The sequence below is a fragment of the Pseudomonas sp. TAE6080 genome (genome assembly GCF_018732265.1).
Taxonomy (GTDB): domain Bacteria; phylum Pseudomonadota; class Gammaproteobacteria; order Pseudomonadales; family Pseudomonadaceae; genus Aquipseudomonas; species Aquipseudomonas brenneri.
This window is the reverse complement of the sequence record NZ_JAHIDY010000016.1, coordinates 49,991-72,255: the sequence shown is the minus strand read 5'-3', so window position 1 is coordinate 72,255 and position 22,265 is coordinate 49,991. Positions and strand designations below refer to the sequence as shown.

Here is a 22,265-nt window from a genome sequence, read left to right as displayed (position 1 = left end):
TTACGGAAAACCCTCATGAGAAAAGTTGCCTTTATCCTCTCGGCCCTGATCCTCGCGGGCTGTCACTCCAATGCCCGTGACTCGTCGCCCAGCCTGCTCAAAAACGGCGTGCAGTTGCAGCAAGATAAGGTCGTGGCCGATGCCGAGCACGCCAAGGTGATCATGCGGGCCACCGGTTTTACCTACCCTGTGCAGTTCTCCGTGCGCCGTGGCGGTGATGCCGATCAGCGGCCGGAGATCCTCGGCACGGTGGTGGATTCGGGCCGGGGCAAGGTGTTCGGCTGGATCGCCAAGATGAGTGAGGTGGCCAATAGCGCGGCGGTCAAGCGCTTCCCGCAGTTGGAAGTGCTGGCCGATCCGGGGCAGACAATCGAGGTGTTGGGCGAGTCGCGGGTGTATGACCCGAACAACTACCACTACGGCGTAAAGATTGTCTATTCCTGTGGCCCTATGAGCTCGGCGTTCAAGCCGCAGAAGCAGAAGGTTTACCTGGTGGAATTCGTGATCGTCGGCGCGGGCTGTGAGCAGCATGTGTATGACGTCACCGACCCTGCGCAGCGCATTCCCGTCCCCGCAACCCTGTAGGAGCGAGCTTGCTCGCGAAGAACGTAAACGATAACGCTCACTTGTCGAATGCACGCGTCGCCTGGGCGTTTTTCGCGAGCAAGCTCGCTCCTACAGGAATCTGCCCGCTGCACCTACCAGGACGAAACAACTTGAGAACCGCTCTCAACTCCGTAAAATGCCACAGCACTTAATCAGGGATGAATTCGAAGATGCGCGTTTTTGCCTTACTGCTGGCTCTCTCCTTCCTGGCTGGCTGTGCTTCCAAGCCTGCGTACTACATCTCTCCAGCGCCCGTGACCATTCCCAAGAACGCCACGTATTGGCTCGATACCTTCGACGTTGAGGTGGTGGGCAAGAACGAACGCTTCCTGTCGGATGACAAGGTTCGCCAGCAACTGGGTATCGACCTGGTCGACCGCTTGCTCAAGGCCAAGCGCTACGCCACGAGCAAGGAAAAGGCCGACTACCTGTTGGATGTGAGCGTTATCTATACGCGGCGTATTCAAGATACGAAGGGCGGTTTCATGACGACCATCGTCGATGACAACACCATCCTGGCCAGTGTCGATTTCAACTATCAGGTCAAGGTCAAGAAGGCCGATGCCCAGGTGCTGCATTTTTCCCAGGCTCGCCAAGGGCTGATGCCATCTGGGTACAAGGGCGACTGGCAGAACATGAAAACCATGGCCGGGGTGCTGACCAACAGCGGCAACTCTAATGTAGAGACCTTCTACACCGGCGCGCTTAGCCGTTTTATCGTTGACGATCTGCGCGGTATTCCATCGCGATAGCGTTACCTGCGGCCTCGATTTACCACTTAGGAGCACTACGTGAAATCACTCTCAAAAATCCTGCTGTCAGGCTTTGCCGGCGCAGCGCTGCTGGCGCTGGCCGGTTGCGCCACTGAAAGCTCCCGCGCACTGCCGATCGAAAAAGTCGCCAGCGCCAGCGTTGTCTATTCGGGCGTACGTGTGCCGATCGCCGTGGGCAAGTTCGATAACCGCTCCAGCTACATGCGCGGGATCTTCTCCGACGGCGTGGACCGCCTCGGTGGCCAGGCCAAGACCATCCTGATCACCCACTTGCAGCAGACCAACCGCTTCAGCGTGCTGGACCGCGACAACATGGGCGAAATCTCCCAGGAAGCGAAAATCAAAGGCACTGCGCAGAAGCTCAAGGGCGCTGACTTCGTCGTGACCGGCGATGTGACCGAGTTCGGCCGCAAAGAAACCGGCGACCGCCAACTGTTCGGCATCCTCGGCCGTGGCAAGACCCAGGTGGCCTACGCCAAGATCAACCTGAACATCGTCAACATCAGCACCTCCGAAGTGGTGTATTCCACCCAGGGCGCCGGTGAATACGCGCTGTCGAACCGTGAAGTAGTGGGCTTTGGCGGCACCGCCAGCTACGACTCCACCCTCAATGGCAAGGTCCTGGACCTGGCCATGCGCGAAGCGATCAATCGCCTGGTCGACGGCATCAACGCCGGCGCCTGGAACCCGCGTAACTGATTCACGTGTTTTCAAGGAGCAGTACACGGATGAGCAAGGCAGTGAAGTTATCGCTGATGCTGACAGCAACCGCGCTGGTTGCAGGGTGCCAGACGGCACCCAAGCCCCTGTATCAATGGGAAAGCTATCAGCCGCAGGTTTATGAGTATTTCAAGGGTGAGCCCAAGGAAGCCCAGGTCGAAGCGCTGGAGCGCGACCTGCAAAAGATCAACGCCAGTGGCCGCCAGGCCCCGCCGGGCTACCACGCCCACTTGGGCATGCTGTACCTGAGCATGGGCAAGGATGACCAGATGGTGCAGCAGTTCCGCACCGAGAAGGCGTTGTTCCCCGAGTCTGCTGCCTACATGGACTTTTTGCTGAGAAACGCCAAGGCCCCGGAGGTGAAGAAATGAGCCTGTTGAAACTCACCGGTGCCTTACTGGCCCTGGCGTTGCTGGGCGGCTGCGCGGCGCCCAAGACTTTTGATTACGCGGCGTACAAGCAGGCGCGACCGAAGTCGATCCTGGTCTTGCCACCGATCAATGAATCCCCTGAAGTGCAGGCGTCCTACAGCCTGGTATCGCAGGTGACCTACCCATTGGCGGAAGCCGGCTACTACGTGATGCCGATTGCCCTGGTGGACGAAACCTTCCGCCAGAACGGCCTGACCACCGCCAACGATATCCAGGCCGTGGCACCGGGCAAGCTGCATGAGATCTTCGGTGCGGACGCGGCGTTGTACATCACTGTCAGCGAGTACGGCACCAAGTACATGCTGGTCACCAGCGACACCTCGGTGACGGCCTCGGCCAAACTGGTCGACCTGCGTACCGGCACCACCTTGTGGACCGGTTCTGCACGGGCTTCCAGCGAGGAAGGCAACAACAACGGTGGCGGCCTGGTGGGCATGCTGATCACGGCAGCGGTCAAGCAAGTGATCAACAGCTCCACCGACGCAGCGCACCCGATTGCCGGCATCACCAGCGCACGCCTGCTGTCGGCCGGGCAACGCACCGGTATCCTGTACGGCCCGCGCTCGCCCAAATACGGCTCGGACTGATCCGCGCAAATCCAATGTAGGAGCGGGCTTGTGTGGGAGCTGGCTTGCCTGCGATAGCGGTGGCTCAGTCGATACATACGGCGACTTGACCCACCGCTATCGCGAGCAAGCCCGCTTCCACCTGGATCGAGTGATCGCACGCTAACCCGAATCCCGACGCTCTTACGTCTGACCTTGTGAACGGATCATTCACTCACGAGGTTCAGCCCATGTCCCGTCCTCTTCTCTTCCTACGCCCCGCTGCCCAGGGCTTTGCCGTGACCTTGCTGGTGGCGCTTGCCGGGTGTGGGCTGTCGTCTCGTGACGAGGCCAAGGCGCCCGAAGCGGTGGCTATCCCCGAACTGCAAAGTGCGCCCATCCAGGCTCAGGGCGCCATGCTCAAACGAATGGCGATGCCGGCACCGATGGCCATGCATGACGCGGTGGCCATGGAATATCGCGCCGAGCCGCGCGAGCAGTATCAGAACCTGCCGGACAACCCGGTGCACAGCGTTGCCCAAACCCCGGTCTCGACCTTCAGCGTCGATGTCGACACGGGCAGCTACGCCAACGTCAGACGCTTCCTCAATCAAGGTCGCCTGCCGCCCGAAGGTGCCGTGCGACTTGAGGAAATGGTCAATTACTTCCCCTACGACTACGCGCTGCCGACCGATGGTTCTCCCTTCGGCGTGACCACTGAAGTCGCCTCGACCCCCTGGAACCCCAACACGCGCCTGCTGCGTATTGGCATCAAGGCATCCGAGCGGGCCGTGGCCGAACTGGCGCCGGCCAACCTGGTGTTTCTGGTGGACGTTTCCGGCTCCATGGACCGTCGCGAAGGTTTGCCGTTGGTCAAAAGCACCCTCAAGCTGCTGGTGGACAAACTGCGTGCTCAGGACCGCGTGTCTCTGGTGGTGTATGCCGGCGAATCGCGGGTAGTGCTCAAGCCCACATCCGGGCGCGACAAGGCAAAAATCCGCAACGCCATCGACCAGTTGACCGCCGGCGGCTCGACAGCCGGTGCATCGGGCATCGAACTGGCCTATCAAATGGCCCGCGAAGGGTTTATCGACCAGGGTATCAACCGCATCCTGCTGGCCACCGATGGTGACTTCAACGTCGGCATCAGCGACTTCGACAGCCTCAAGCAAATGGCCGTGGACCAGCGCAAAAGTGGGGTATCCCTGACCACCCTGGGGTTTGGCGTGGATAACTACAACGAACACCTGATGGAGCAACTGGCCGACGCGGGCGATGGCAACTACGCCTACATCGACAACCTGCGCGAAGCCCGCAAGGTGTTGGTGGAGCAGCTCAGCTCGACCCTGGCCGTGGTGGCGCGGGATGTGAAACTGCAGGTGGAATTCAACCCGGCCCAAGTCAGCGAATATCGCCTGCTGGGCTACGAAAACCGGGCCTTGAAACGTGAGGATTTCAACAACGACAAGGTAGACGCCGGCGAGATCGGTGCCGGGCATACTGTGACGGCGTTGTATGAAATTGTACCGAAGGGTACAAAAGGCTGGCTGGAACCGCTGCGCTATACGTCGGCACCTGCTGCCGAGGGCAATGCCGCAGAGCTGGCCATGTTGCGGGTACGCTACAAGCCGGCGGCGGGCGGCAGCAGTCGCTTGATCGAACACCCGATCAATAACGCCCGGCACGCGGCCAGCGACGACCTGCGCTTCGCCGCTGCCGTGGCTGCTTTCGCCCAACAGCTCAAGGGCGATGGCCGCTACACTGGCAGCATGAGCCTGAAGGACACCGCCACCCTGGCCCGCTCGGCCCGTGGTGATGATCCCTACGGCCTGCGCAATGAATTCGTACAACTGGTGGAGCTGGCCCAAAGCCTCAAACACTGATCTTGCCCATGACCGAGATCCCTGTTGGAGCTGGCATTAGTTCAGCCCGGCTCCCACAGGTAATCTGCATTGATCCATCGAAAGGAGTTCGTCACCCACTATGCCCGCTCCAAATGATCCACCCAGCGACGAATCGCTGCTGGCCCGCTACCGCACCGGCGATGCCGCTGCGTTCGAGGTCCTGTACGCCCGGCACCGCCAGGGCCTCTACCGGTTTCTCGTGGGCTTGAGCAACAAGGCCGAACTGGCTGAGGAAATCTACCAGGACACCTGGCTCAGCCTGATCCGCAGCACCACCCAGCCACAGGGCCGGGCGAGTTTTCGTACCTGGTTGTTCCAGATTGCCCGCAACCGCCTGATCGATCACTGGCGCAAGCACGGCATCCACAACCCGTTGCACGACAGCTACGACGAACAGCTTCATGCCCAACTCGACGACAGCGCCGGCCCCGAGCAGCAACTGAGCCTGAGCCGTGACCAGGGCCGCCTGGAGGCTGCTCTGCAAGACCTGCCTGAAGACCAGCGCGAAGTGTTCATGCTGCGCCTGCACGGCGACCTGGAACTGCCACAAATCGCCGCCCTGACCGGCAGCCCACTGGAAACGGTAAAAAGCCGCTTGCGTTACGCCCAGCAGAAACTGCGTCGGCTGCTGGCCGAGGAGGTACCCGTATGACTGACTCCCGACACTCCCAGGATCCGATTGACGAAGGACTGATCCAGCACTTTCGCCAACATACCAGTGGCGAACCGCCTGCGTCCCTCGACGCCTTTATCCTCGCCGCCGCCCGCCGCGAAGCCCCAGCGCCCGCGCCGAGCTTGTGGCAACGCTGGCTGCAAGCCTGCCAACGGCCACGCTGGCAGATGGCTTTTGCTACCGTCGCCGGGATCGCGCTATTGATTGGCGTGGTGATGCGCTCGCCAGTGCCGGACATCAACCTGCCTGAAACCGCCCAGTACGCCGCCGCGCCACCGCCACAGGCACTGTCTGCCCCGGCCGCTCCTGCGCCGATGGCTCGTCTGGCGATGGCACCGCAGGCGGATAGCGCGCCAATCCAGGCCCAGGCCCAGGCCGAGATGGCGATGGCCGATGAGCCTGTGGCAACAATGAGCAAGCAGATGGCCGCCAAACCGCAGTCCCTGGAACAAGGGCTTGAGGAAATTGTGCGTCTGCGCCAGGCGGGTGAGAGCAGGGCGGCGGATGAGAAGCTGCTGGCCTTGTACAAGCGCTTTCCCGACGAAAACCTGCCAGCCCGGCTGGAGGCGCTGCAAAAGCGTTGAACCAGCGCCCACAAAAAAGCCCCAGGTCTTGCGACCTGGGGCTTTTCGTCTGTATCTACTGTCCCCGGCCTGGTTTGAACTGAGACCTACAGGCACCAGTTTTATAGGCTGTCTTGATACGTCACGACTTGGTCTTTGAGCCAGCTGTGCAGGGAGGTTAATTGCGCCGAACGTTTAATCCCCAGTGGCCAGACCAGGTAGTAGCTCGAAGAATGCGCCGGTTCGATGTCGGTGAGTTTGACCAGCTCCCCACGTTGAATCAGTGAATGGGCTATCGAGCGGCGCGTCAATGCGACGCCGTGCCCGAGCCGTACCGCTTCGAGCAGCAATGTTGAATCGGTGAACTCCAGCGAGGCGTGAGGGCGTTGCCCCTCCACGCCCGCTGCGCACAGCCAGGTTGCCCAGCTTTCACTGGCGTGCAGCAGTGGCTGCTCCAGGATGGCGTGCGGCGTGTCTGGCAGTACACCGTGGTTGAAGTCGCGAGCAGCGACCACCAGCAATGAGTCGGTCATCAGTGTTTCGCAATGCATATCGGGCCATTGGCCGTGGCCGAAGCGGATTGCGCAATTGACCAGGCCCTGTTCTAAACCAGCGAACGCCATGGTCGATTCCAATTTCAGGCGCAGCCCGGGATGGGCACTCATGAAACCGTGCAAGCGTGGCAATAACCAGTGCATGGCATAGGAGGGCAGCACCGACAGGGTCAGTTGCGGGAAATTGGTTCTCGTCAGAAATTTCTCTGTGACCCCGGCTATTTCACCCAGCGCCTGCCTGATCTGGTAGGCATAAATGCGGCCCTCTTCCGTCAACACCAGGGAACGTCCGCTGCGCATCACCAAGGCAATACCCAAATACTCTTCAAGAGAGCCAATCTGATGGCTGACGGCACTGTGGGTGACGTGCAACTCAATGGCCGCCAAATTCACCTTGCCCAGCCGGGCCAAAGCCTCGAAGGCGCGCAATGCGGCGAGTGGAGGGAGCTTCAATAGGTGAATTCCTTTCACGGAAAAGTCTAATAATAGCCGCTATACGTGAAGTGAGCGAGATGCCGATAATAGCGACGATTTAATTATTTAAATAACGTCGTGCTTATAAAGCGGGAGTTGTTCGCCATGATCAATGAAATCCAGTCGTTTCTGAAAAACTACTTTGATGTGCTGCAAACCCAGGACTTGAATCTGTTCGATCGGGTCTTTCATCGGGGTTGCGTGTTATATAGCGCGCAAGATTCGACCGTGATCGTCCGGTCTTTTGATGAGTACAGGGCCATGGTTCAAAGCCGTCAGTCGCCAAAAGAAGGTGGTTTTCCACAACTTGATGAAGTGTTGATGATTGATGTGATGTCTGCGGAAATGGCCATCGTTAAAGTGCGTTTGCGCCTATTCAATAACGTCATGGTCGACTACTTGAATTTGATGAAAGTCGATGGCCACTGGATGATCTTCGCCAAACTCTTTCACAAGGCTGATTAAGTGACAACTCGGTAAGCTAACCGCCAGATGCAAAATGAGAACAATTTTATGTAGTGCAATCTTCGCGTCGCCAGTTTACTCACTCCGACTTACAACGGAAAAGCGCTTTACCTAGTTGGATATGGCCGTCAGAAGAGTCTTTGTGATGGAAGTGAAACCAACTTCCTCGCCTTCCCACCGCTATCTGAAACCATTGCTCCCTCCTGAAGATAGGTCAGAAGGTGTAAACCTTATTCAGGACGGGACAGCGCCCACAAAAAAGCCCCAGGTCTTGCGACCTGGGGCTTTTTATCTGTATCTGGTGCCCCGGCGTGCTTATTACACGATCAGTAAGCTATTGATATTTATAGAATTAATTATTTATTTTTTTTTGGGGATACACCTGGGGATACACCTCGGCAGTCACCAACGACAAATCCACGCCAACGCAGAGGCTATGCAGTAGGTGACGCACGTACAGATTTATAGAGATGCTGCTTCACTGCGATGTCAAAAAGAGCTCAACGTGTGAGTTCGTCGATGAAACGAGATCTTCTTTGAAGCTTGACATCACCCCACGGCATCATCCTTCGAATTGGGTACGTTATATATATCCAACGTCGCGCCCTGGTGATTGCCACAAATGCGTTGTTCCGTTCCTCATCAATTTCCTGTTTGCTTTTCGCTCGGTAATCGGGAAAGATTCCGTCACACATCCCAATCACAAAGACTATGTCTTTTTCAAGGCCCTTCATGGTGTGTACAGTGCTTAGGGTTAGTCCGGTTTTTTGCACAGGCTCTGATAATTGTCCCAAAGCCATCGCGTTTCGGAACGCAATTAAGCTAGTGCCTAAACCTTTTCGCCTAAAAGTAGTCCAGGAGTCTCTAAAGTCAACTAGATCGAACAAGGAAAGCTCTATCTCTATTCCTATGTCATCTGAGTTGTTTGTATGATGGTTTTTTAGCTCGCTTTCAAATGCAAGAACAAGTTTTGGTATGTTTGGTCCTTCAATGTCCAAGCTTGAAACGAACATTAAAAGCTTTGAGTATATGTCTGATAGTGGCGCAGAAGGTATGTCTGAGGCGAGTTTTTCTAATAGTAGACGGTCTCCCCAATCTTGAGCTGTGTTCAGATTAAGTAGCGCGCATAGTTTTTGGCCATCAATCCAGTCTTTTGGATTTAATTTTAAGCGAATTGCTAAGTCTAGCGCTTTGCCAAATCGTGAGGAGGGAGGTTGACGTAGCTCTCCTTTCTTCAAGAAGTAGGGGATTTGTAAGGTTTTTAGCTTGCTTTCTAATGTCTTAAATACAAATCGGTTTCTTCCGATAACAACAATATTGTTAAGCGTTATATCCCCTTCGATTTCGGCGTGTTGTTTGAGGTCAATAATTTTATTAACCACGTCGCATATTACAGCCGCTTCATGCTCTTCATCAGCGCATTCATGAATCTGACTGTAACCAGGTAGAGCGGCGGTCATGCCGAGTTGTGAGCCTGGTTTGAGTTTGTTAGCCCATTCTACAACTGCTATAGAACTGCGGTAGTTTTCTACAAGACTATATTTTACTGCGGGGAAATCTTCTAGAAAAGCTGTGCACAAAAACTCTTGAGACGAGCTATTGAAACCGTAAATCATTTGGTTCGGATCGCCCACCATCATCACGCTTGTAAGCTTGCCGCCTGCTAAAGCTTTAATGAACTCATACTGGGCCTTGTTTAAGTCCTGTGCTTCGTCTACGCATATGTGCTTGTATTTTGCTCTATATATGTCGCCGCACCATGGTTGCTCTATCAATATTTTGTGAGCATATACCAAAATGTCGTCAAAATCGATTCCGCCGCTGTTGAGTAGGGCTTCTTGATACTTTCTGTATATGGAGATAAATGTTGGATTTTGCGCGTGCCGGGAGATAATGTCACTTTCGCTCAGCAAGCTTCTCTTTATACTTGAAAAAGCATCCATATATTTCTGGATTATTTTTGATCTATCTGCCGTTCGTTGGTGCGTGTCAAAAATCTCATCAATATCGATACCGTCATCGATGAGTGATTGGATAAATACTGTTTTTCTATCCTCATCCCGCTCATATAGATGCAGTTCGGAGGGTAGCCCTATCACATGACCGTATTGATCTACTATCCGCTGTGCAATAGAGTGTATCGTAGCTATCCAGCAGCGCTCTTGGATGTCTGGTAGGTCATCCAATCGTTCATTCATTTCCTCGGCTGCTTTATTGGTGAAAGTTAGACCGATAACACCTTCTTTTTTAGTGCTATTAAGTATGTGGCGAATTCTTTCAGTCAATACTCGTGTTTTGCCAGATCCCGCCGATGCCAGTACTTGCATGGCCTCGCCTATAGGAGCAAATACTACCTTCGATTGGGCCTCAGATAAGTTTATCATCTTAACCATTCCTTAAGTTTGTCGAATGTCTCAATAGCTGCATTAGGTAGTATTTGCTCAGGGCTTCTTTGTTGTTTGTTTTCGATCAAAATCTCCCCAAGATAACCAGCATACGATGCTTTTAACGACCGCAGCTTATCAATTAGGGCGGCATCATCTAAACCAGAAATTTCGCGATGTTTAGCCTCCAAAAAACGTTCATTGCTGGACCCCTTCGTTTCGCATAAAACTAAAGCGTCAATGACTTCCGGTCGCAGTGATAACGTGTTTAATAGCTCGGCTTCAAAATCATTTGTGGCGGTTAGGTAGGAAATTCCAAATACGTCATTGTTCAGTTTTAGTTGAGTTTCCTTTTTTATTCTTCTTATTTGCGCTTCGATTTCTGATAAAGTGGAGCCGTCGTTGTCGCTGAATATATAAACTGGTATGCCTAGGCTGCACGCGAGTTTTATAAAAGGGGAGTATGTTTTTCCGCCGACACTGACACAGGAAATGCCTAGTTCATGAAGGGATGTGTTTGCGTAAATTTGGAACATGGCTGGCAATATTTGTTCTTCTGTAACGCCTTCGCAAAGAATGATCGCTCGCGAAAAGATTATATCTGCACGCTTATTGTTAATTTCTCGCGTGAGTATGTTTTTTTCTTCTGTCGTGATTTCATATAAAAGCTGGCTGGCCGCGCAACCATTTGGAGTTCTGCGGATAGAGCGAATGTTCGTCACATCTGTCATGCCTGCTAGATATGGCGAGTGCGTGCTGACGAGAATTTGTCCATTTATGGTAGACAATTGTTTGTAGAGAGTCTTTTGTGCGTTGGGGTGGAGATGAGCTTCAGGCTCTTCAGCGGCAAGTATTGGAAAGAAAGGTTCAGCCTCAATTTCGTGTTTCTTCTGTGCGATTTCAGTAAACGCTTTTACTGTCAACATCGAAGCCCAGCTTCGAGTGCCCATTCCATGATATTCCATGGAGAATGTCTGATCTTCGGTATCACCAAAATGAACCGTAAAGTTTTTCGAGAGGTCTCTTACTTTTTTCGGGAAAGGAGTTAGTTCGGCACTACCACTCCCCGCAAATGACTGGGTTAAACTGTTAAGTTGAGCCTTGAGGCTAGATAGGTCTTCACTTTTAGCGATTGCTTGAGCGTTAACTGCCTTAATCAGTTTTTCGAGTTCAAGCACGTCATCTCTATCATAGCTCACGCCGGCGAGAATTTTTCCTACAAAGGAGGAGCGTTCTCTTAACTCCTGATGTATATCACGCTGTGCTTCAATTGAGATCATTGGAAGACAAAGAAGTCTGGATGTGATTTTTGATTCTTTATTTGGTTCTTTATACCAGTCTTCACTATCGCTCCATTTTTCTAATGACGATCTTGCGGTATCAAAGCCCCCCTTCACAAGATTTTGGCTTGATTTGGTTCTAAGAGCTAAAAACTGATTGCCATCAGGCGTTGAACGAATTTTGTCGCCAAATTCTGTTGCCCATTGATCATTAAAAACCTTTGCCCGATTTCCTCCTGCTTCGACAGGAACAATTCTTACGTCCACCAGGATCGTGTCCGTTTTTCCTTTCTCCGGAGAGATATAAAAATCTTCGTCAGTTAAATATCTTGCGTAATCGCCTAGTGCTAACTGTAAAGCCTTAAGGATAGAGGTCTTGCCAGCATTATTGGTGCCAATCATGACCGTAATTTTATTTAAAGAAAGCTCAAGGGTGTGAATACCCCGGAAGCCAAAAATCCGTACGGTGTCGACAAGTATCATGTGGACTTCCTTGTAAGTCTCAAAAATTACGGTCAAGGCCAAGTCAAGCTCTATGAAGCCTTTTCAAGCACAGCTTGGAATCATCAATCAAGCTATGCAAGCCCTTGCACATCTTATCTTCCATGAATCGGTAAATCAGCTACGTGGATAATTGCCTATGCGCAGGGATTTGCAGGGAAATAATCTCTCTGAGATCGTGTTGGGGCCGTGTAGCGGTAAGGGCTATGGATACCTGAAGGTGTGCGGGGAATTTTGTACATTTAGAGCGCAGGTGTGGTGGGGGGACAACAGCGCGCGCCGGGGTGGAGGCTCGCCATCCAGCGCCGGGAGCTCGATCAGTGGGACCAGCCAGAAATTGGCTCTCAGGAGCTCACCTGGCGCCATGGCCAACGCTTCCATTGAGCTAGTGGGGAATCTCATCGAAAACGAAAAAGCCGCCCTAAGGCGGCTTGCATGCTGTGTGTGGGATCGAATTCAGGACGTTTGCGTTTCAGTGTGTTGCTCAATCATTGCATTCAACTCCGAACGGCGGCGCGCTCGATAGATCGGGCTCTTCAACTCTTTCTCGCCGGTGGTGAAATCGTCACGCGGAACGATAGAAAGCGCCTGCCACACGGCATTGTCATCGACGGATAACGCAGCACTGGCTCGATCAATAAAACCGAACAAGGCTTCTCCTAGGCGTCGTGCTTCCTCGCTGCTGACGGCCTTTTTTTCGTCGCTAAACGTCGCCTCTTGATAGAACGCATCCTTCTCTATATCCCGTTGGATGATGAGCTTTTTGCGCTGTAATGCTTTAAGAAACGCTTCTGCTTCGGGCAGTGCGAAAAGAGCGGTCGCAGAGGTGTTGAGGCAATGATCGCCATAGAGCGCAAACGCCGTCTCGCGACTACTCAGATAGCGCTCACGGGCTTCATAGGTATCTATCTGGCACAACTCCATTGCCGGTTGCAGTTCGCCGGCCAGGCAAGCGTACTCCAATGCCAATTCGCGGCTGTCCAGTTCCTGGCGCTTGAAGTTGCGAATATCTTTGGTCAGCACGCCATCGCTTTCCCGGAAAAGCTTCCGCCAGGTAGCTCCATCTAGCATCGCTTGCTGTTCGGCCGCGCCGGCCGTTTTGCGGTGCTTTTCTTCTCGCGCTCTCAAGCCTTCAAAGCGCTCGCGTATAGACAAGTAGGTTTGTTTGTATTCGTCGTGGATTTTGAGTGCCGTCTGAATTTCATCGGGCAGAGACAAGTGATGCTCGTTCATAGGTTTCTCCGGTGGTGATTGCAGGCCGACGCCGGCCAGGGTTGATGGTGCGAGTCGGCAATCAGTGAGAGTTGATTGCTCGTAGGGATAGGGCGGGGTGAAAAACTCGGAACGAGTGCTTCGAGTTCTGTCAACAAAAACAGCACATACCCCCCCTTGTTCACACGACTGAATTCAAAATCGGTGGGAACGCGGGAACGTGGGTACAAAGGCTCTAAAACGGGCCTTTCAGCGTGGCAACTTGTTCCCGGCGTTTTTTGAGCGGGAACAAGGTAGGGGGGGAGGCTCTCTATTAAACAGAGTTGTGTTCCCTTGTTCCCACTCTCATGTCTTATAAGGGAACGCTGAAGGCCACGGCTTTGCTGGGCCGTTCCCGCTGTTCCCGTGTTCCCGCTGAAAAACGTCGAATGTCGATAGCTGCACAGGTTGAGCGTCATTGACTTTCTCCCTCACTTTCGAGCAGGTCGGGGTCAATTACGTAAAAGCGGGAACTACCACCGCCTGGCGTGCGGTACTTTTTGGCCCGCCGGCTGCCCTTGGTTTCTTCGTCAACCTTGGCTAGCGCGCCGGCGCCTACCAGCGTCCGTACGATCCGCTCTTTACCGAAACCTGAAGCCGCCTCAAGCAATGCCGGTGTGTTGAACAGGTACAGGCGTTTATCGTCATTCACCTCATAAAAACCTGCTCGCTCGCGGACAGTGAGGTTGGCGTGTTCGGCGCGCACATCAGAAAAACGGCTGTCACCGTGTAATGCGATGAAGTCAGCGATGCCGCGCAGTATCTGGCGGTCTTCTGCGTTGCCATCTCCCATACGAGCTAGCCATTCGTTGAACAGCAGCAGACAAGCTTGAGTGGCTGAACCCGAGGGCCAGCCAAGCAGATTATGTTCAATGGCTAATTCGCCGGCTAACGCCATAATGGCGAACCGATCAGCTACTCGGCCAGCTTGTGAACTCTTGGTTTCGAAGGCATCACGGACTTGTGAAAAGGCGCTATACAGCTCCTTTGGCTGCTCAATCAGTGCCTCCACGAAAGTGGGGCCGAGATGCCCATAATGTTGCGTGACCGCGTCGTTTAGGACGCGGTGGAACTCCTGCCCTGTCATGCCATGCACATCATCAAAGGCGCGATGAGTTCGGGTGCCGGCATTCACATCGACCATGCGCAACTCGGCGCCGGCATGTGCGCCGTTACCTCCAATGGCGGCATGCTCTGACAGCGACCGTTCGCCGCTGGAAAGGGCCAGCACGCGCCAGGTCAATTTAGCCCGCCCTTCACGCTCGCGGGTCATGGTGCTTTTGCCCATGCCATTGGCGATTGCGTAGGCCATTTCCTGCACGCGCTTGGGGTCTGCCCGCTTGATTTCATCAAGGATCAGCACGGTATCGTTACGAGACGCTGCCTCAATCTCCACCCCACCTTTTGACACGTCCCAAGAGGCTGCGAAGGTGCCAGGATTGCCCCAGATGGATGCCGCCAACAGTTGCGCGAGTGACTTGCCGCTTGATGAGTCGCCGACCAAGTGAATACCGCCACCGTTGACGCCTACCTTGGCGAGTAGCGGTCCTGCCAATGCACAGCACACCGACAAAATCAGTACTGGATTGCCGAGGCAGCGTGCGGCTATCTCGGTCTGCCACCCACTGAGAGAGCCTTTGCAGGTGAAGATGTTTGCTGCACGACCTGAGTCCTGAAAACGAACGTTGTCGCCGCCAATGACCCGTGAGGGCAGCACAAATGCTCCTGATTCATGCCAGCCCGGTTTCGTGGTGGTGGCAATCACCACGTCAGGAGCGTGATGGCTCGCCAGGTACGGCGCGATATGACGACGCTGGTGGTATTCGATTGCGAGTCCCTGGCGCATGAGTGCCTTCATTACCTCATCTGCTTTACCCGCAAGGGATTCCATGGGCATCACCCATTCAATACGCCGACCCCTGTAGTGAAAGGACAGCAGACGGCCAATGCTGCCGTCTTCTGAGTTGACCGTTTCGGCTTCGACGTTCAGTGGCGCACAGATCCAATGATCGACTGGAATGGCTTTTTCTTCCGGCCCGCTTTGCTTCACGCTGTGATACCAGGTGCCGGCCTTGTAGACCTTCCCTTCAACCGTGCAGGCATGTTCATAGACAGCGAAACGGGGCCGGTCGAGTTTGTCGGGCTCCGGCGCCTTTGGGTCTCCTACAAGACTCAAATCAGCGTGTTTTTCCTTGAGCTTGCTCACGGCTGTGCCTCCCATAGCTGGTTGCGCCAAAGGTGCAAGTCGTTGAAGTCGGATAGCTCAGGCGGTGCCTGTTGGGGCCACTCTGGAAATACCACCAGAGCGCCGGCATCGAACGCTGCACGGTTGGCGGCAGTGCGCCCGGGATTGCCCCGCGTTTGGCGATCATCGTCACCAGCGATCACCAGCTCGACGCTCTGACCATGAAGCGCTCGCATGGCTAGTGCCACGGCGCGCAAGTTGCCGGCGTTCATGGCGCACACCACCGGTTGGCCGGTATGGATATGCAGCGTTGCTCCCGTCGCCCAACCTTCACAGACGTACAGGCGACTGCCCTCGATGACCCGCCCCAATGGCGAGTAACAGCCCAGGACACGGCCACCACTAAGGAAACGTTTAGTGCCGGCACAGTCGATGACTTGCAGGTTTACCAAGCGACCATCAAGGCATAGAGGGACCAGCAATTTTCCCTGAGACATTTGACGCAGTTTGAGTGGGCTCATGCCCTTGGCCACCAGATACGGATGCAGTCGATCAGCAGGCTTTGCGTGCTGCCACAACTGCACTGCCTGCCGAGTCGCTGCTTGCTGCTTTTCCTGTTGTACCGCATCGGATCGGCGTCGGTTTTCTTCCGCCTTGGTGCGGGCAGCTTTGAGCGCTTCTGCTTGCTGGGCGCTCGGTGCGCTCGGGACTCCAGATGACTCAAACAAACCGAGTGCTAGGCGTTGATCGATTTCCCGCGCAGCTTCGACCTGGCGGCATTGGCGTAGGTACGCCAGAAGTGAAACCAGATCACCACCGTGCGCTTGATCGTCGGCAAAGTCATTCCACCGGCCAGAGTCGAGGGACACACCAAACGATCCGGCTTGGCGGTCTCCCCGAACATCGTTTCGAGCAACCCATTCACGTCCGTTTGGGCGCCCCTCTGGCAGCCATTCTTTAAGCAGAATGGAGGCGGCAGGAAGGGCACGAAGTGCCACCAAACGAATCAGGTCTACAGTGTCGTGATCAGTCATGGAATAGGCCCTCTGACGATACAAATGAAGCGTCAGGCAAGCTGATAGCCGCGGCCAGATCCGCTGTTTTTACTAGGTGCTGCGCGGCTTCTTCGGTACAGGCCCGAAGCTCCCCTTTGTTGGCGAGTTGCAGCGTGCTTTCCAGACTCAAGCGCATCATTGCAGTGGCGCGGCTTCCCAGAGCGAGGGCTCCGGTGAACTGCTCGATGTTTTTACAAGGTGTCGGATTTTGGCTGCGGAGCCGTTGTTCTAGGCGGTGTAAGAACCCAAGTTCAAACGCGTCAACGATCCGGCCGGGAAGGCGCTGTTTGTGACTGTTTAGGCACCTGGCCAGCGGTTCATTTTGGTCGGCCAACCATCGTTCGAAAGCATCAACGCCACCGTCGATTACTTCTTGGTATTTAGCGGACCACTGCGTGTCGATTGCGGGCTGGCCGTCTGCAGATGGCAGCACGGCGTTGAGTGATTCAGGCATTTTGTACCCCCTCACGTTCCGCTGCTTTGCGGGCGGCATTGAAGAGGTCGCTGGCGTCCTCTAGGAGCAAGTAGGCGGCATCTGCAATGCCGTTCACATCCTTTGCGTCTGCCCGGTTGATGCCCATGCAGGACAGGCTGAAAAGCAGTGCTTTGGCCGCACAAAGTCGCTGCTCTGCGTACTCCTGAATGTCGGCGTACGTGGCGCTTGTATCAATCAGCAGCACAGGGGTTTGGCTGGGGTTTGTTGTGAGCGGAATGAGCTTATTCATGACCCACCCCCACAGAGGTCAGAATGCCCTCTGAGCAAGCGTCAACAGTGGCTTTCGCCATGTCGATCAGGTAGACGATCACATGACAAAGCTGTTGGCTGTTTTCAGTGAGAGCCGCTTGCTCGGCCATCTCCTGGGCAAGGTCAAGTAGGCAGTAGGTGCGATCGAGGGCATCCGTTACAGGGACGTCAGGCTGCACAGCGAAGAGCGGCAATCGTGAGAGAGGAATGTGGCTGAAGGTTTTGACGGTGGTCTTAAGCATGATGCACCTCCAGAACCATCGCTTGCTCTGAGGCGGCGAGTTGGGCGAGCTGCATATGGTGGTTGTAGCGTTTGAGGCGAGTGGAAAGGCTGGAGTTTGCGCGAAGGGCTGCGAAGGCCATGGCCTTGTGTGCAGCGGCGCGGGTAGAACGTGCGGACGGATTGAGGGCGTGCATGAGTAGAGCTCCTTGATTTGAGGAGCTGCCACGTTCGTTACCAAGCGAATGGGTGGCAGCTGTGCGCAGGTTGGTAAACCGGGAATCAAGGAACCCGGCAGACCCGAAGGTCTCCCACGCACAGCCGCCATAACACGTAACTGCGGGCACAAAAAAAGCGCCTGCAATCATGATGGGGGCGCTGTTGCGCCTTGATTTCATCGGGTTACCAAGCCCGGCCGCTGAATTTGCAGCGACAGGCAAACTATAGGCCCGACCGGATGCACATTGCAAGTCGATCTGACTACCGAAAATGCTCACCCCGTTGCTCGAGGTGATAAACTTCGGCCTGTGTGTGGTGTGGTATGTGACCCTGGCAGCGTTGGCGCGCTTGCCGGGGTTTTGTCTTTTTTTAGGCATGAAAAACTCCAGACCACCCGGCGTTAAACTAGGCAGCAGCGTGAATACTCAGTGCAGTTAGGGGTTAGCAGTCGGTTAGTTGAATCGCACCGCTACCACTTTCATTGAAGTGATGTTGCCCGCTTGGGTTGGCTGTACTGGTCATGCCGGACTTGGCGGTATTGAGTTCGACGATGGCCGTCATGCGTCCACTCGTGGTCGCGCAAAAAGCCTCCTGACCAGGGCGACGTGCCGCGTTGAGGAGAACCGTCTCCAGGCTGCGCAAGTCGTCCAGGGAAAAACGGATCGACTGCCCATCGACAGATAATGTGATTGTGGTCATGAGTGAGTCTCCGAAAGTAATTGAGCCGAATGCGTCCCCCGCATCGCTTTTTTCTTTCGTGTTTGGCTGCGCTCCTCCAGGCGGTCAGCAATCCACTGATCGATCTCTGCCTCCAGCCAGGCCACGCTGTTGATGCCAATTGGAATAGGTTCCGGGAAGGTGCCCGACCGGATATCGGCATAGATCGCGGCTCTGCTTTTGCCCGTCTTTTGCTCTACGTCACGACGACGCAGCAGCCGGTTTCCCAGGTCCAAACGTTTCACCGGTTGGAATAGCTTTGGCATCGCCTTGCTCATGCTCGTTGCTCCCGTGCCTCAATGCGCCCGTTTATCCAGGCTTGAACCTCGCTCAATACAAACGCCACAGGTGCGTTTCGAGCGCCGCTATCGTTCAGCTTTACCGGCCGGGGAAATGTAGGGTCGCGCTGAATCATTTTGTAGACGGTGGGCCGCGCAAGGCCGGTAAGCATCTGTAGTTCAGGCATGCGTACCAGTGCGACGAGTGCGCTATCTCTCCGATCTAGTTGCTTGCTCATGACCGTACTTCGCTTTTGTTTTGGGAGAGGCTGAGGGGTGGTAATTGTGTGTCCTGTGTAAGTAGACCTAGCTCTTTGAGTACGCTGCGACGAATTGCGCTTGGGGCATATGGCAGTTGGATCTCTGGATTTGGCCGACTGGGCGGGCTTAGGCGATGCGTTATTTCGTCAATGCCGGTGAAAGTGGCGCCACAAACAGCGTTCTTGCATACAAGTAAGGTTTTGGACATAAGTGCGTGCTCACTGTTGGAGCTGCGCTTAATCAGCGCCGCACCGCAATCAGGGCAACGGCGTTTCGCTTGGACTTGTGGACGTGCTTTAGGGGTGGTGCTCACGGGCAACAGGCCTCCAAATCTGGATGGCCCAAGCATCATTGATCCCGCCCAAGACTTGTATCTCTGTAGGTTGTAAGAGGCGCGCTTACAATCTCTCTCGTTGTTGGTAGGTCGCGGGTTAACAGTTGAGGTGGCCATCAATCCATCCCCTTCCCGCAATGAAGATTGGACTGCAACCAGTCGGCGATATCGCTTGTCCTGTAGCGCACAAGGCGGCCGAGCTTCACATAGGGAAGGTCGTGACGACCATTGCTGCGCCAGGCCGCCAGCGTGCGAATGGAAACGCTCAGGGCATGAGCGGCATGCTCGGGTGTCATGAGGTCAGCGCTATGCGCTGTGGGACTTTGTGGATGCATCTTTGTCTCCGTAGGACTGTCTGCGACTACGGGGTGAAGATTGGCATCGAGGTTTTTACGATTGGGGATTTTCCGAATTCGTAATTCGTAAATCCTTTATTCGACCTCCCGAAGTGCTGCGCTCAATAGCTTTTGAAAGCCTTCTCCCGTCGTGCCGTGTCCTGTGTGTCGAAGGTCACTTGCCACTTTTGTTAAGGTTCTCGCGATAGCGGATACGTTGGGTTTTCCGCCGCGCATGAAGTTTTTGCGATTGCTGGCTATGGTTTCTTTCGCGTCTAGGTGGGCGCCTATTTCAGCAATGACGTGTGCGGCGAATCCGAGAGCCCGCAGGACTGGCAAGGTCCCTTTTTCATCTGAGATATCAGCCTGCTTAATTGCATCGGGATAGCTAAACCAGTTAGCCGAGCTTCGACTTCTGATAATGGTCTTGTTTGTTCCGGCTAGCCTGCTGGTTTCTATGTACAGGTTGTGCGAAGGGCGTTGAGGTGGCAGCGGTAATCCCTCCTTGAACTCCTGAAGGTCAGCTAAGTGAATGAGCACTTGAGAGCTCCCCGTAGTGATACAGGCGGGTCGTTCGTTTTCGTCAATGCGATAGCAACCGTTCAACTCGCCGTCACCTGTAGGTGTGAATATCCCAATTGGTCGGGGAAAATGGCGTGCTTGGTTTTCGCTGAACAATTCGTAATTTGGTAGCGGAACTGGGCCGTCGACCACGTACGACAGTGAGCATTGGTCTGTATCCAGGTGGAGTGGGGATTCTGGCAGGGGTGTTAATCCAGAGGTTCGCCAGTCGCTCTTTCCAGGTCTCAAGGTCAGAGCAAAGAGGCCAATCTCTGCATTGTCGGTTGGCCAATAATGAGCAGGTAGGCGAAAGGTGTTTAGCGCCCTCTGGATACTGGTCTCTGTGTAGTTCTGTCCCGTTTGATCGGATAACCAGCAAGCAGCTTCATCCAGTGTGAGCCATTCTTTGAGTAGATAGTCAGCCATCGATTATTTAGCTCGTTGCTTTGAGTTTTATTGAGACGACATTGCCCTTTTCGAGCGTGTCCAATTGGTCGGCATACCACTGCATCATTTGCCGGCGTTGCTCCAGGTAGATCGCTTTGTTGTAAACCCCTGAGACACCGCCCTCAACGTGCGCTAGCTGAGCCTCTACATGTTCACGCGGGAAGTTGTTTTCGCGCAGCATGGTCGAGGCGACATGTCGGAAACCGTGGGCCGTTTGGCGCCCCTCGTAGCCCAGTCGCCGTAACGCCATATTGAATGCCATATTGCTGCGTGGTTTTTTTCGGTCACTGCGTCCGGGAAAGAGCAGCGGGTAACGACCATTTAGCGTGTGTAGCTCTCGAAGCGCTTTAACTGCCTGCTTTGACAGCGGTACTAGGTGGTCGCGCCGCTTTTTCATGCGAGCAGCCGGGATGCTCCAAAGTGCGTTGTCCAAGTCAAACTCCGACCAGGGCGCCTCGCGTAGCTCACTCGGACGGACGCCAGTCAGCGTTAATAGGTGCAGGCCAAGGCGCAGATCTAAAGCATGGGGGTAGGTCCGAATGGCGCGTAGCAGCTCAGGAAGCTCTTGCGCTGTGACGTGGGCGTAGTTCTCGGCTGGTTTGGATTGCAGGAAACGACTAAGGCCTTCCAGCGGGTTGTGAATGGCTCTGCCTGTCACCCTCGCCAGATCGTAGATTTCCTTGCAGGAGCGGCGAACGCGGCTCATTTGCTCAAGGATGCCCTTTCGCTCAAGCGTTTGTAGAAAGTCCATCCATTGCTTTGGGGTTATCTCTGCATATGGTCTTTTGCCGAATACAGGGAAGACGTGGAGCTGGAGAGCGCCGACTGTGCGTTTTGCGGTGCTGGCTTCCCAGCCAGGGCTGCGAATTTCGATCCACTCGCGCGCCAGGATCTCGAATGTGTTTGTTGCTGCTTCGAGTTCGGCCGCTTTTCGGGCCTTGCGTGCAGCGATAGGGTCGCCGCCGTTGGCAATCTCCTTGCGATACTCGGCTGCTTTTTTCCTGGCCAGTGCGCCACTGACTTCGGGGTAGCCGCCCAGGCCAAGCCAGCTCCACTTGGCTGCTTGGTTTTTGTACCGAAGCTGCCAGGACTTCTGGCCATCCGGCTTAACGCGCAGATACAGGCCATTACCGTCGAGCTCACGATATTCCCCGGTCTCGGGTTCGATGCTTGCCAGCGCGGTGTCACTGAGTGGTCTGCGTTTGATTTCTGACCGTTTCACGCCCTTGTATCCCCTCGGTTCTAGAGATGCCTGAGGATACACCGTGGGATACACAGAGCTACAGTATGAGGGGAGATAAAGGTAGACAAGCAGAAACAACAAAGCCCGCACAGGGCGGGCTTTGCGGGGCGTTTCGTAGTCATCAGGAGACAACCAGAAACATCATTTTGGTGCACCCGGCGGGATTCGAACCCACGACCCCTGCCTTCGGAGGGCAGTACTCTATCCAGCTGAGCTACGGATGCTTGTGCGGGCGCCATCATACCCATGTCGACCTTGGGCGTCCATGCTGGTTTTTGGCCGGCTGGCGGTGGGATTCTGGAGCAGGGAGGCTCTGTACCGGGCAGTGTGTGCCATGGGCGTTGGGTCTGGCGCCGATACGCTTGTCAGAATAATCCGGCTAATGCGCCGTTTTCGTTCTTTTTTTCGAACAGACTATTGCCCTGAACCCCCATTGATCCTAGGATTCGTTTGAGATTTCAAACGCTCTGTCTCCCGTGCGCGATTGCGCCCAGTGACTGATTTCCCTGACGGCAGCCTTCGAGGCGCCTTTCAACAACTC

26 protein-coding genes and 1 tRNA gene are annotated in these 22,265 nt (G+C 54.8%); 9 read left to right on the top strand and 18 right to left on the bottom strand.

All coding sequences use genetic code 11. The features are described from left to right. The first annotated feature begins 15 nt into the window (after positions 1 to 15). From KL786_RS14195 to KL786_RS14160, 8 genes are all read left to right on the top strand, one after another. Positions 16 to 585 (top strand): hypothetical protein, encoded by a 570-nt coding sequence (locus KL786_RS14195; RefSeq protein WP_215518005.1) that lies wholly within the window; start codon positions 16 to 18, stop codon positions 583 to 585. Positions 586 to 776: 191 nt separating this feature from the next. Continuing rightward, on the top strand, positions 777 to 1,358 hold the full coding sequence (locus KL786_RS14190) for a hypothetical protein (protein WP_215518004.1): 582 nt from the start codon (positions 777 to 779) through the stop codon (positions 1,356 to 1,358). Between the two features lie 39 nt (positions 1,359 to 1,397). Then, the gene (locus tag KL786_RS14185) at positions 1,398 to 2,078 is read left to right on the top strand and encodes a CsgG/HfaB family protein (protein WP_082627355.1); all 681 of its coding nucleotides are present in this window, start codon (positions 1,398 to 1,400) and stop codon (positions 2,076 to 2,078) included. A 29-nt stretch (positions 2,079 to 2,107) separates the two neighbouring features. After that, a complete protein-coding gene (locus tag KL786_RS14180; protein ID WP_032856505.1) occupies positions 2,108 to 2,470 on the top strand; it encodes a DUF4810 domain-containing protein in 363 nt (120 codons plus the stop codon). After that, on the top strand, positions 2,467 to 3,117 hold the full coding sequence (locus tag KL786_RS14175) for a DUF799 domain-containing protein (RefSeq protein ID WP_032856506.1): 651 nt from the start codon (positions 2,467 to 2,469) through the stop codon (positions 3,115 to 3,117). The genes KL786_RS14180 and KL786_RS14175 overlap by 4 nt, the downstream gene beginning before the upstream one ends. Before the next feature lie 209 nt (positions 3,118 to 3,326). After that, positions 3,327 to 4,958 carry a vWA domain-containing protein gene (locus KL786_RS14170; protein ID WP_215518003.1) on the top strand — a complete coding sequence of 544 codons (1,632 nt, stop codon included), beginning with the start codon at positions 3,327 to 3,329 and terminating at the stop codon, positions 4,956 to 4,958. 100 nt (positions 4,959 to 5,058) lie between these two features. After that, complete coding sequence (locus KL786_RS14165; RefSeq protein ID WP_215518002.1) at positions 5,059 to 5,631, top strand: RNA polymerase sigma factor; 573 nt, start codon at positions 5,059 to 5,061, stop codon at positions 5,629 to 5,631. Then, the gene (locus tag KL786_RS14160; RefSeq protein ID WP_215518001.1) at positions 5,628 to 6,236 is read left to right on the top strand and encodes a hypothetical protein; all 609 of its coding nucleotides are present in this window, start codon (positions 5,628 to 5,630) and stop codon (positions 6,234 to 6,236) included. Before KL786_RS14165 ends, KL786_RS14160 begins: the two co-directional genes overlap by 4 nt. 101 nt (positions 6,237 to 6,337) lie before the next feature. Here the strand turns inward: KL786_RS14160 and KL786_RS14155 are convergent, their stop codons facing one another. Continuing rightward, entirely contained in the window at positions 6,338 to 7,222 is an 885-nt protein-coding gene (locus KL786_RS14155) for a LysR substrate-binding domain-containing protein (RefSeq protein ID WP_032856510.1), read from the bottom strand. A 126-nt stretch (positions 7,223 to 7,348) separates the two neighbouring features. Here KL786_RS14155 and KL786_RS14150 point away from each other — a divergent pair, with 126 nt between their 5' ends. Further along, entirely contained in the window at positions 7,349 to 7,708 is a 360-nt protein-coding gene (locus tag KL786_RS14150) for a nuclear transport factor 2 family protein (protein ID WP_215518000.1), read from the top strand. A 500-nt stretch (positions 7,709 to 8,208) separates the two neighbouring features. On the opposite strand, the gene KL786_RS14145 is transcribed toward KL786_RS14150, so the two are convergent. The 17 genes from KL786_RS14145 to KL786_RS14065 all read right to left on the bottom strand — a co-directional run bounded on the left by KL786_RS14145 (position 8,209) and on the right by KL786_RS14065 (position 21,948). Beyond that, positions 8,209 to 10,092, bottom strand: a complete 1,884-nt coding sequence (locus tag KL786_RS14145; RefSeq protein WP_215517999.1) for an ATP-dependent helicase — start codon at positions 10,090 to 10,092, stop codon at positions 8,209 to 8,211. Next, positions 10,089 to 11,855, bottom strand: coding sequence for an ATP-dependent nuclease (locus tag KL786_RS14140; RefSeq protein ID WP_215517998.1), 1,767 nt, complete (start codon positions 11,853 to 11,855; stop codon positions 10,089 to 10,091). Before KL786_RS14140 ends, KL786_RS14145 begins: the two co-directional genes overlap by 4 nt. Positions 11,856 to 12,329: 474 nt before the next feature. Then, positions 12,330 to 13,106, bottom strand: a complete 777-nt coding sequence (locus tag KL786_RS14135; RefSeq protein ID WP_215517997.1) for a hypothetical protein — start codon at positions 13,104 to 13,106, stop codon at positions 12,330 to 12,332. A gap of 433 nt (positions 13,107 to 13,539) precedes the next feature. Then, positions 13,540 to 15,330 carry a DUF927 domain-containing protein gene (locus KL786_RS14130; RefSeq protein WP_236455228.1) on the bottom strand — a complete coding sequence of 597 codons (1,791 nt, stop codon included), beginning with the start codon at positions 15,328 to 15,330 and terminating at the stop codon, positions 13,540 to 13,542. Beyond that, entirely contained in the window at positions 15,327 to 16,343 is a 1,017-nt protein-coding gene (locus KL786_RS14125) for a toprim domain-containing protein (RefSeq protein WP_215517995.1), read from the bottom strand. Before KL786_RS14125 ends, KL786_RS14130 begins: the two co-directional genes overlap by 4 nt. After that, positions 16,336 to 16,818: a LasR-specific antiactivator QslA gene (locus tag KL786_RS14120; RefSeq protein WP_169863862.1), complete on the bottom strand. Its 483-nt coding sequence runs from the start codon at positions 16,816 to 16,818 to the stop codon at positions 16,336 to 16,338. Before KL786_RS14120 ends, KL786_RS14125 begins: the two co-directional genes overlap by 8 nt. Next, positions 16,811 to 17,089, bottom strand: coding sequence for a hypothetical protein (locus KL786_RS14115; RefSeq protein ID WP_215517994.1), 279 nt, complete (start codon positions 17,087 to 17,089; stop codon positions 16,811 to 16,813). The genes KL786_RS14120 and KL786_RS14115 overlap by 8 nt, the downstream gene beginning before the upstream one ends. Next, positions 17,082 to 17,351 carry a DUF3077 domain-containing protein gene (locus KL786_RS14110; RefSeq protein ID WP_065933462.1) on the bottom strand — a complete coding sequence of 90 codons (270 nt, stop codon included), beginning with the start codon at positions 17,349 to 17,351 and terminating at the stop codon, positions 17,082 to 17,084. The genes KL786_RS14115 and KL786_RS14110 overlap by 8 nt, the downstream gene beginning before the upstream one ends. Beyond that, a complete protein-coding gene (locus KL786_RS14105; RefSeq protein ID WP_215518033.1) occupies positions 17,344 to 17,526 on the bottom strand; it encodes a hypothetical protein in 183 nt (60 codons plus the stop codon). Before KL786_RS14105 ends, KL786_RS14110 begins: the two co-directional genes overlap by 8 nt. A 463-nt stretch (positions 17,527 to 17,989) precedes the next feature. After that, positions 17,990 to 18,247 (bottom strand): hypothetical protein, encoded by a 258-nt coding sequence (locus tag KL786_RS14100; RefSeq protein ID WP_169990536.1) that lies wholly within the window; start codon positions 18,245 to 18,247, stop codon positions 17,990 to 17,992. Then, complete coding sequence (locus KL786_RS14095; protein WP_215517993.1) at positions 18,244 to 18,543, bottom strand: helix-turn-helix transcriptional regulator; 300 nt, start codon at positions 18,541 to 18,543, stop codon at positions 18,244 to 18,246. The genes KL786_RS14100 and KL786_RS14095 overlap by 4 nt, the downstream gene beginning before the upstream one ends. After that, positions 18,540 to 18,731: a helix-turn-helix transcriptional regulator gene (locus tag KL786_RS14090; RefSeq protein WP_099170295.1), complete on the bottom strand. Its 192-nt coding sequence runs from the start codon at positions 18,729 to 18,731 to the stop codon at positions 18,540 to 18,542. Before KL786_RS14090 ends, KL786_RS14095 begins: the two co-directional genes overlap by 4 nt. A 47-nt stretch (positions 18,732 to 18,778) precedes the next feature. Beyond that, the gene (locus KL786_RS29865) at positions 18,779 to 19,153 is read right to left on the bottom strand and encodes an ogr/Delta-like zinc finger family protein (RefSeq protein WP_215518032.1); all 375 of its coding nucleotides are present in this window, start codon (positions 19,151 to 19,153) and stop codon (positions 18,779 to 18,781) included. 101 nt (positions 19,154 to 19,254) lie between these two features. After that, positions 19,255 to 19,473, bottom strand: a complete 219-nt coding sequence (locus tag KL786_RS14080; RefSeq protein ID WP_099170291.1) for a helix-turn-helix domain-containing protein — start codon at positions 19,471 to 19,473, stop codon at positions 19,255 to 19,257. A 96-nt stretch (positions 19,474 to 19,569) separates the two neighbouring features. Continuing rightward, positions 19,570 to 20,460, bottom strand: a complete 891-nt coding sequence (locus tag KL786_RS14075) for a hypothetical protein (protein WP_215517992.1) — start codon at positions 20,458 to 20,460, stop codon at positions 19,570 to 19,572. Positions 20,461 to 20,467: 7 nt separating this feature from the next. Further along, positions 20,468 to 21,703, bottom strand: a complete 1,236-nt coding sequence (locus tag KL786_RS14070; RefSeq protein ID WP_215517991.1) for a tyrosine-type recombinase/integrase — start codon at positions 21,701 to 21,703, stop codon at positions 20,468 to 20,470. A 168-nt stretch (positions 21,704 to 21,871) separates the two neighbouring features. Next, positions 21,872 to 21,948: transfer RNA gene (locus KL786_RS14065), tRNA-Arg, on the bottom strand. Between the last annotated feature and the right edge of the window lie 317 nt (positions 21,949 to 22,265).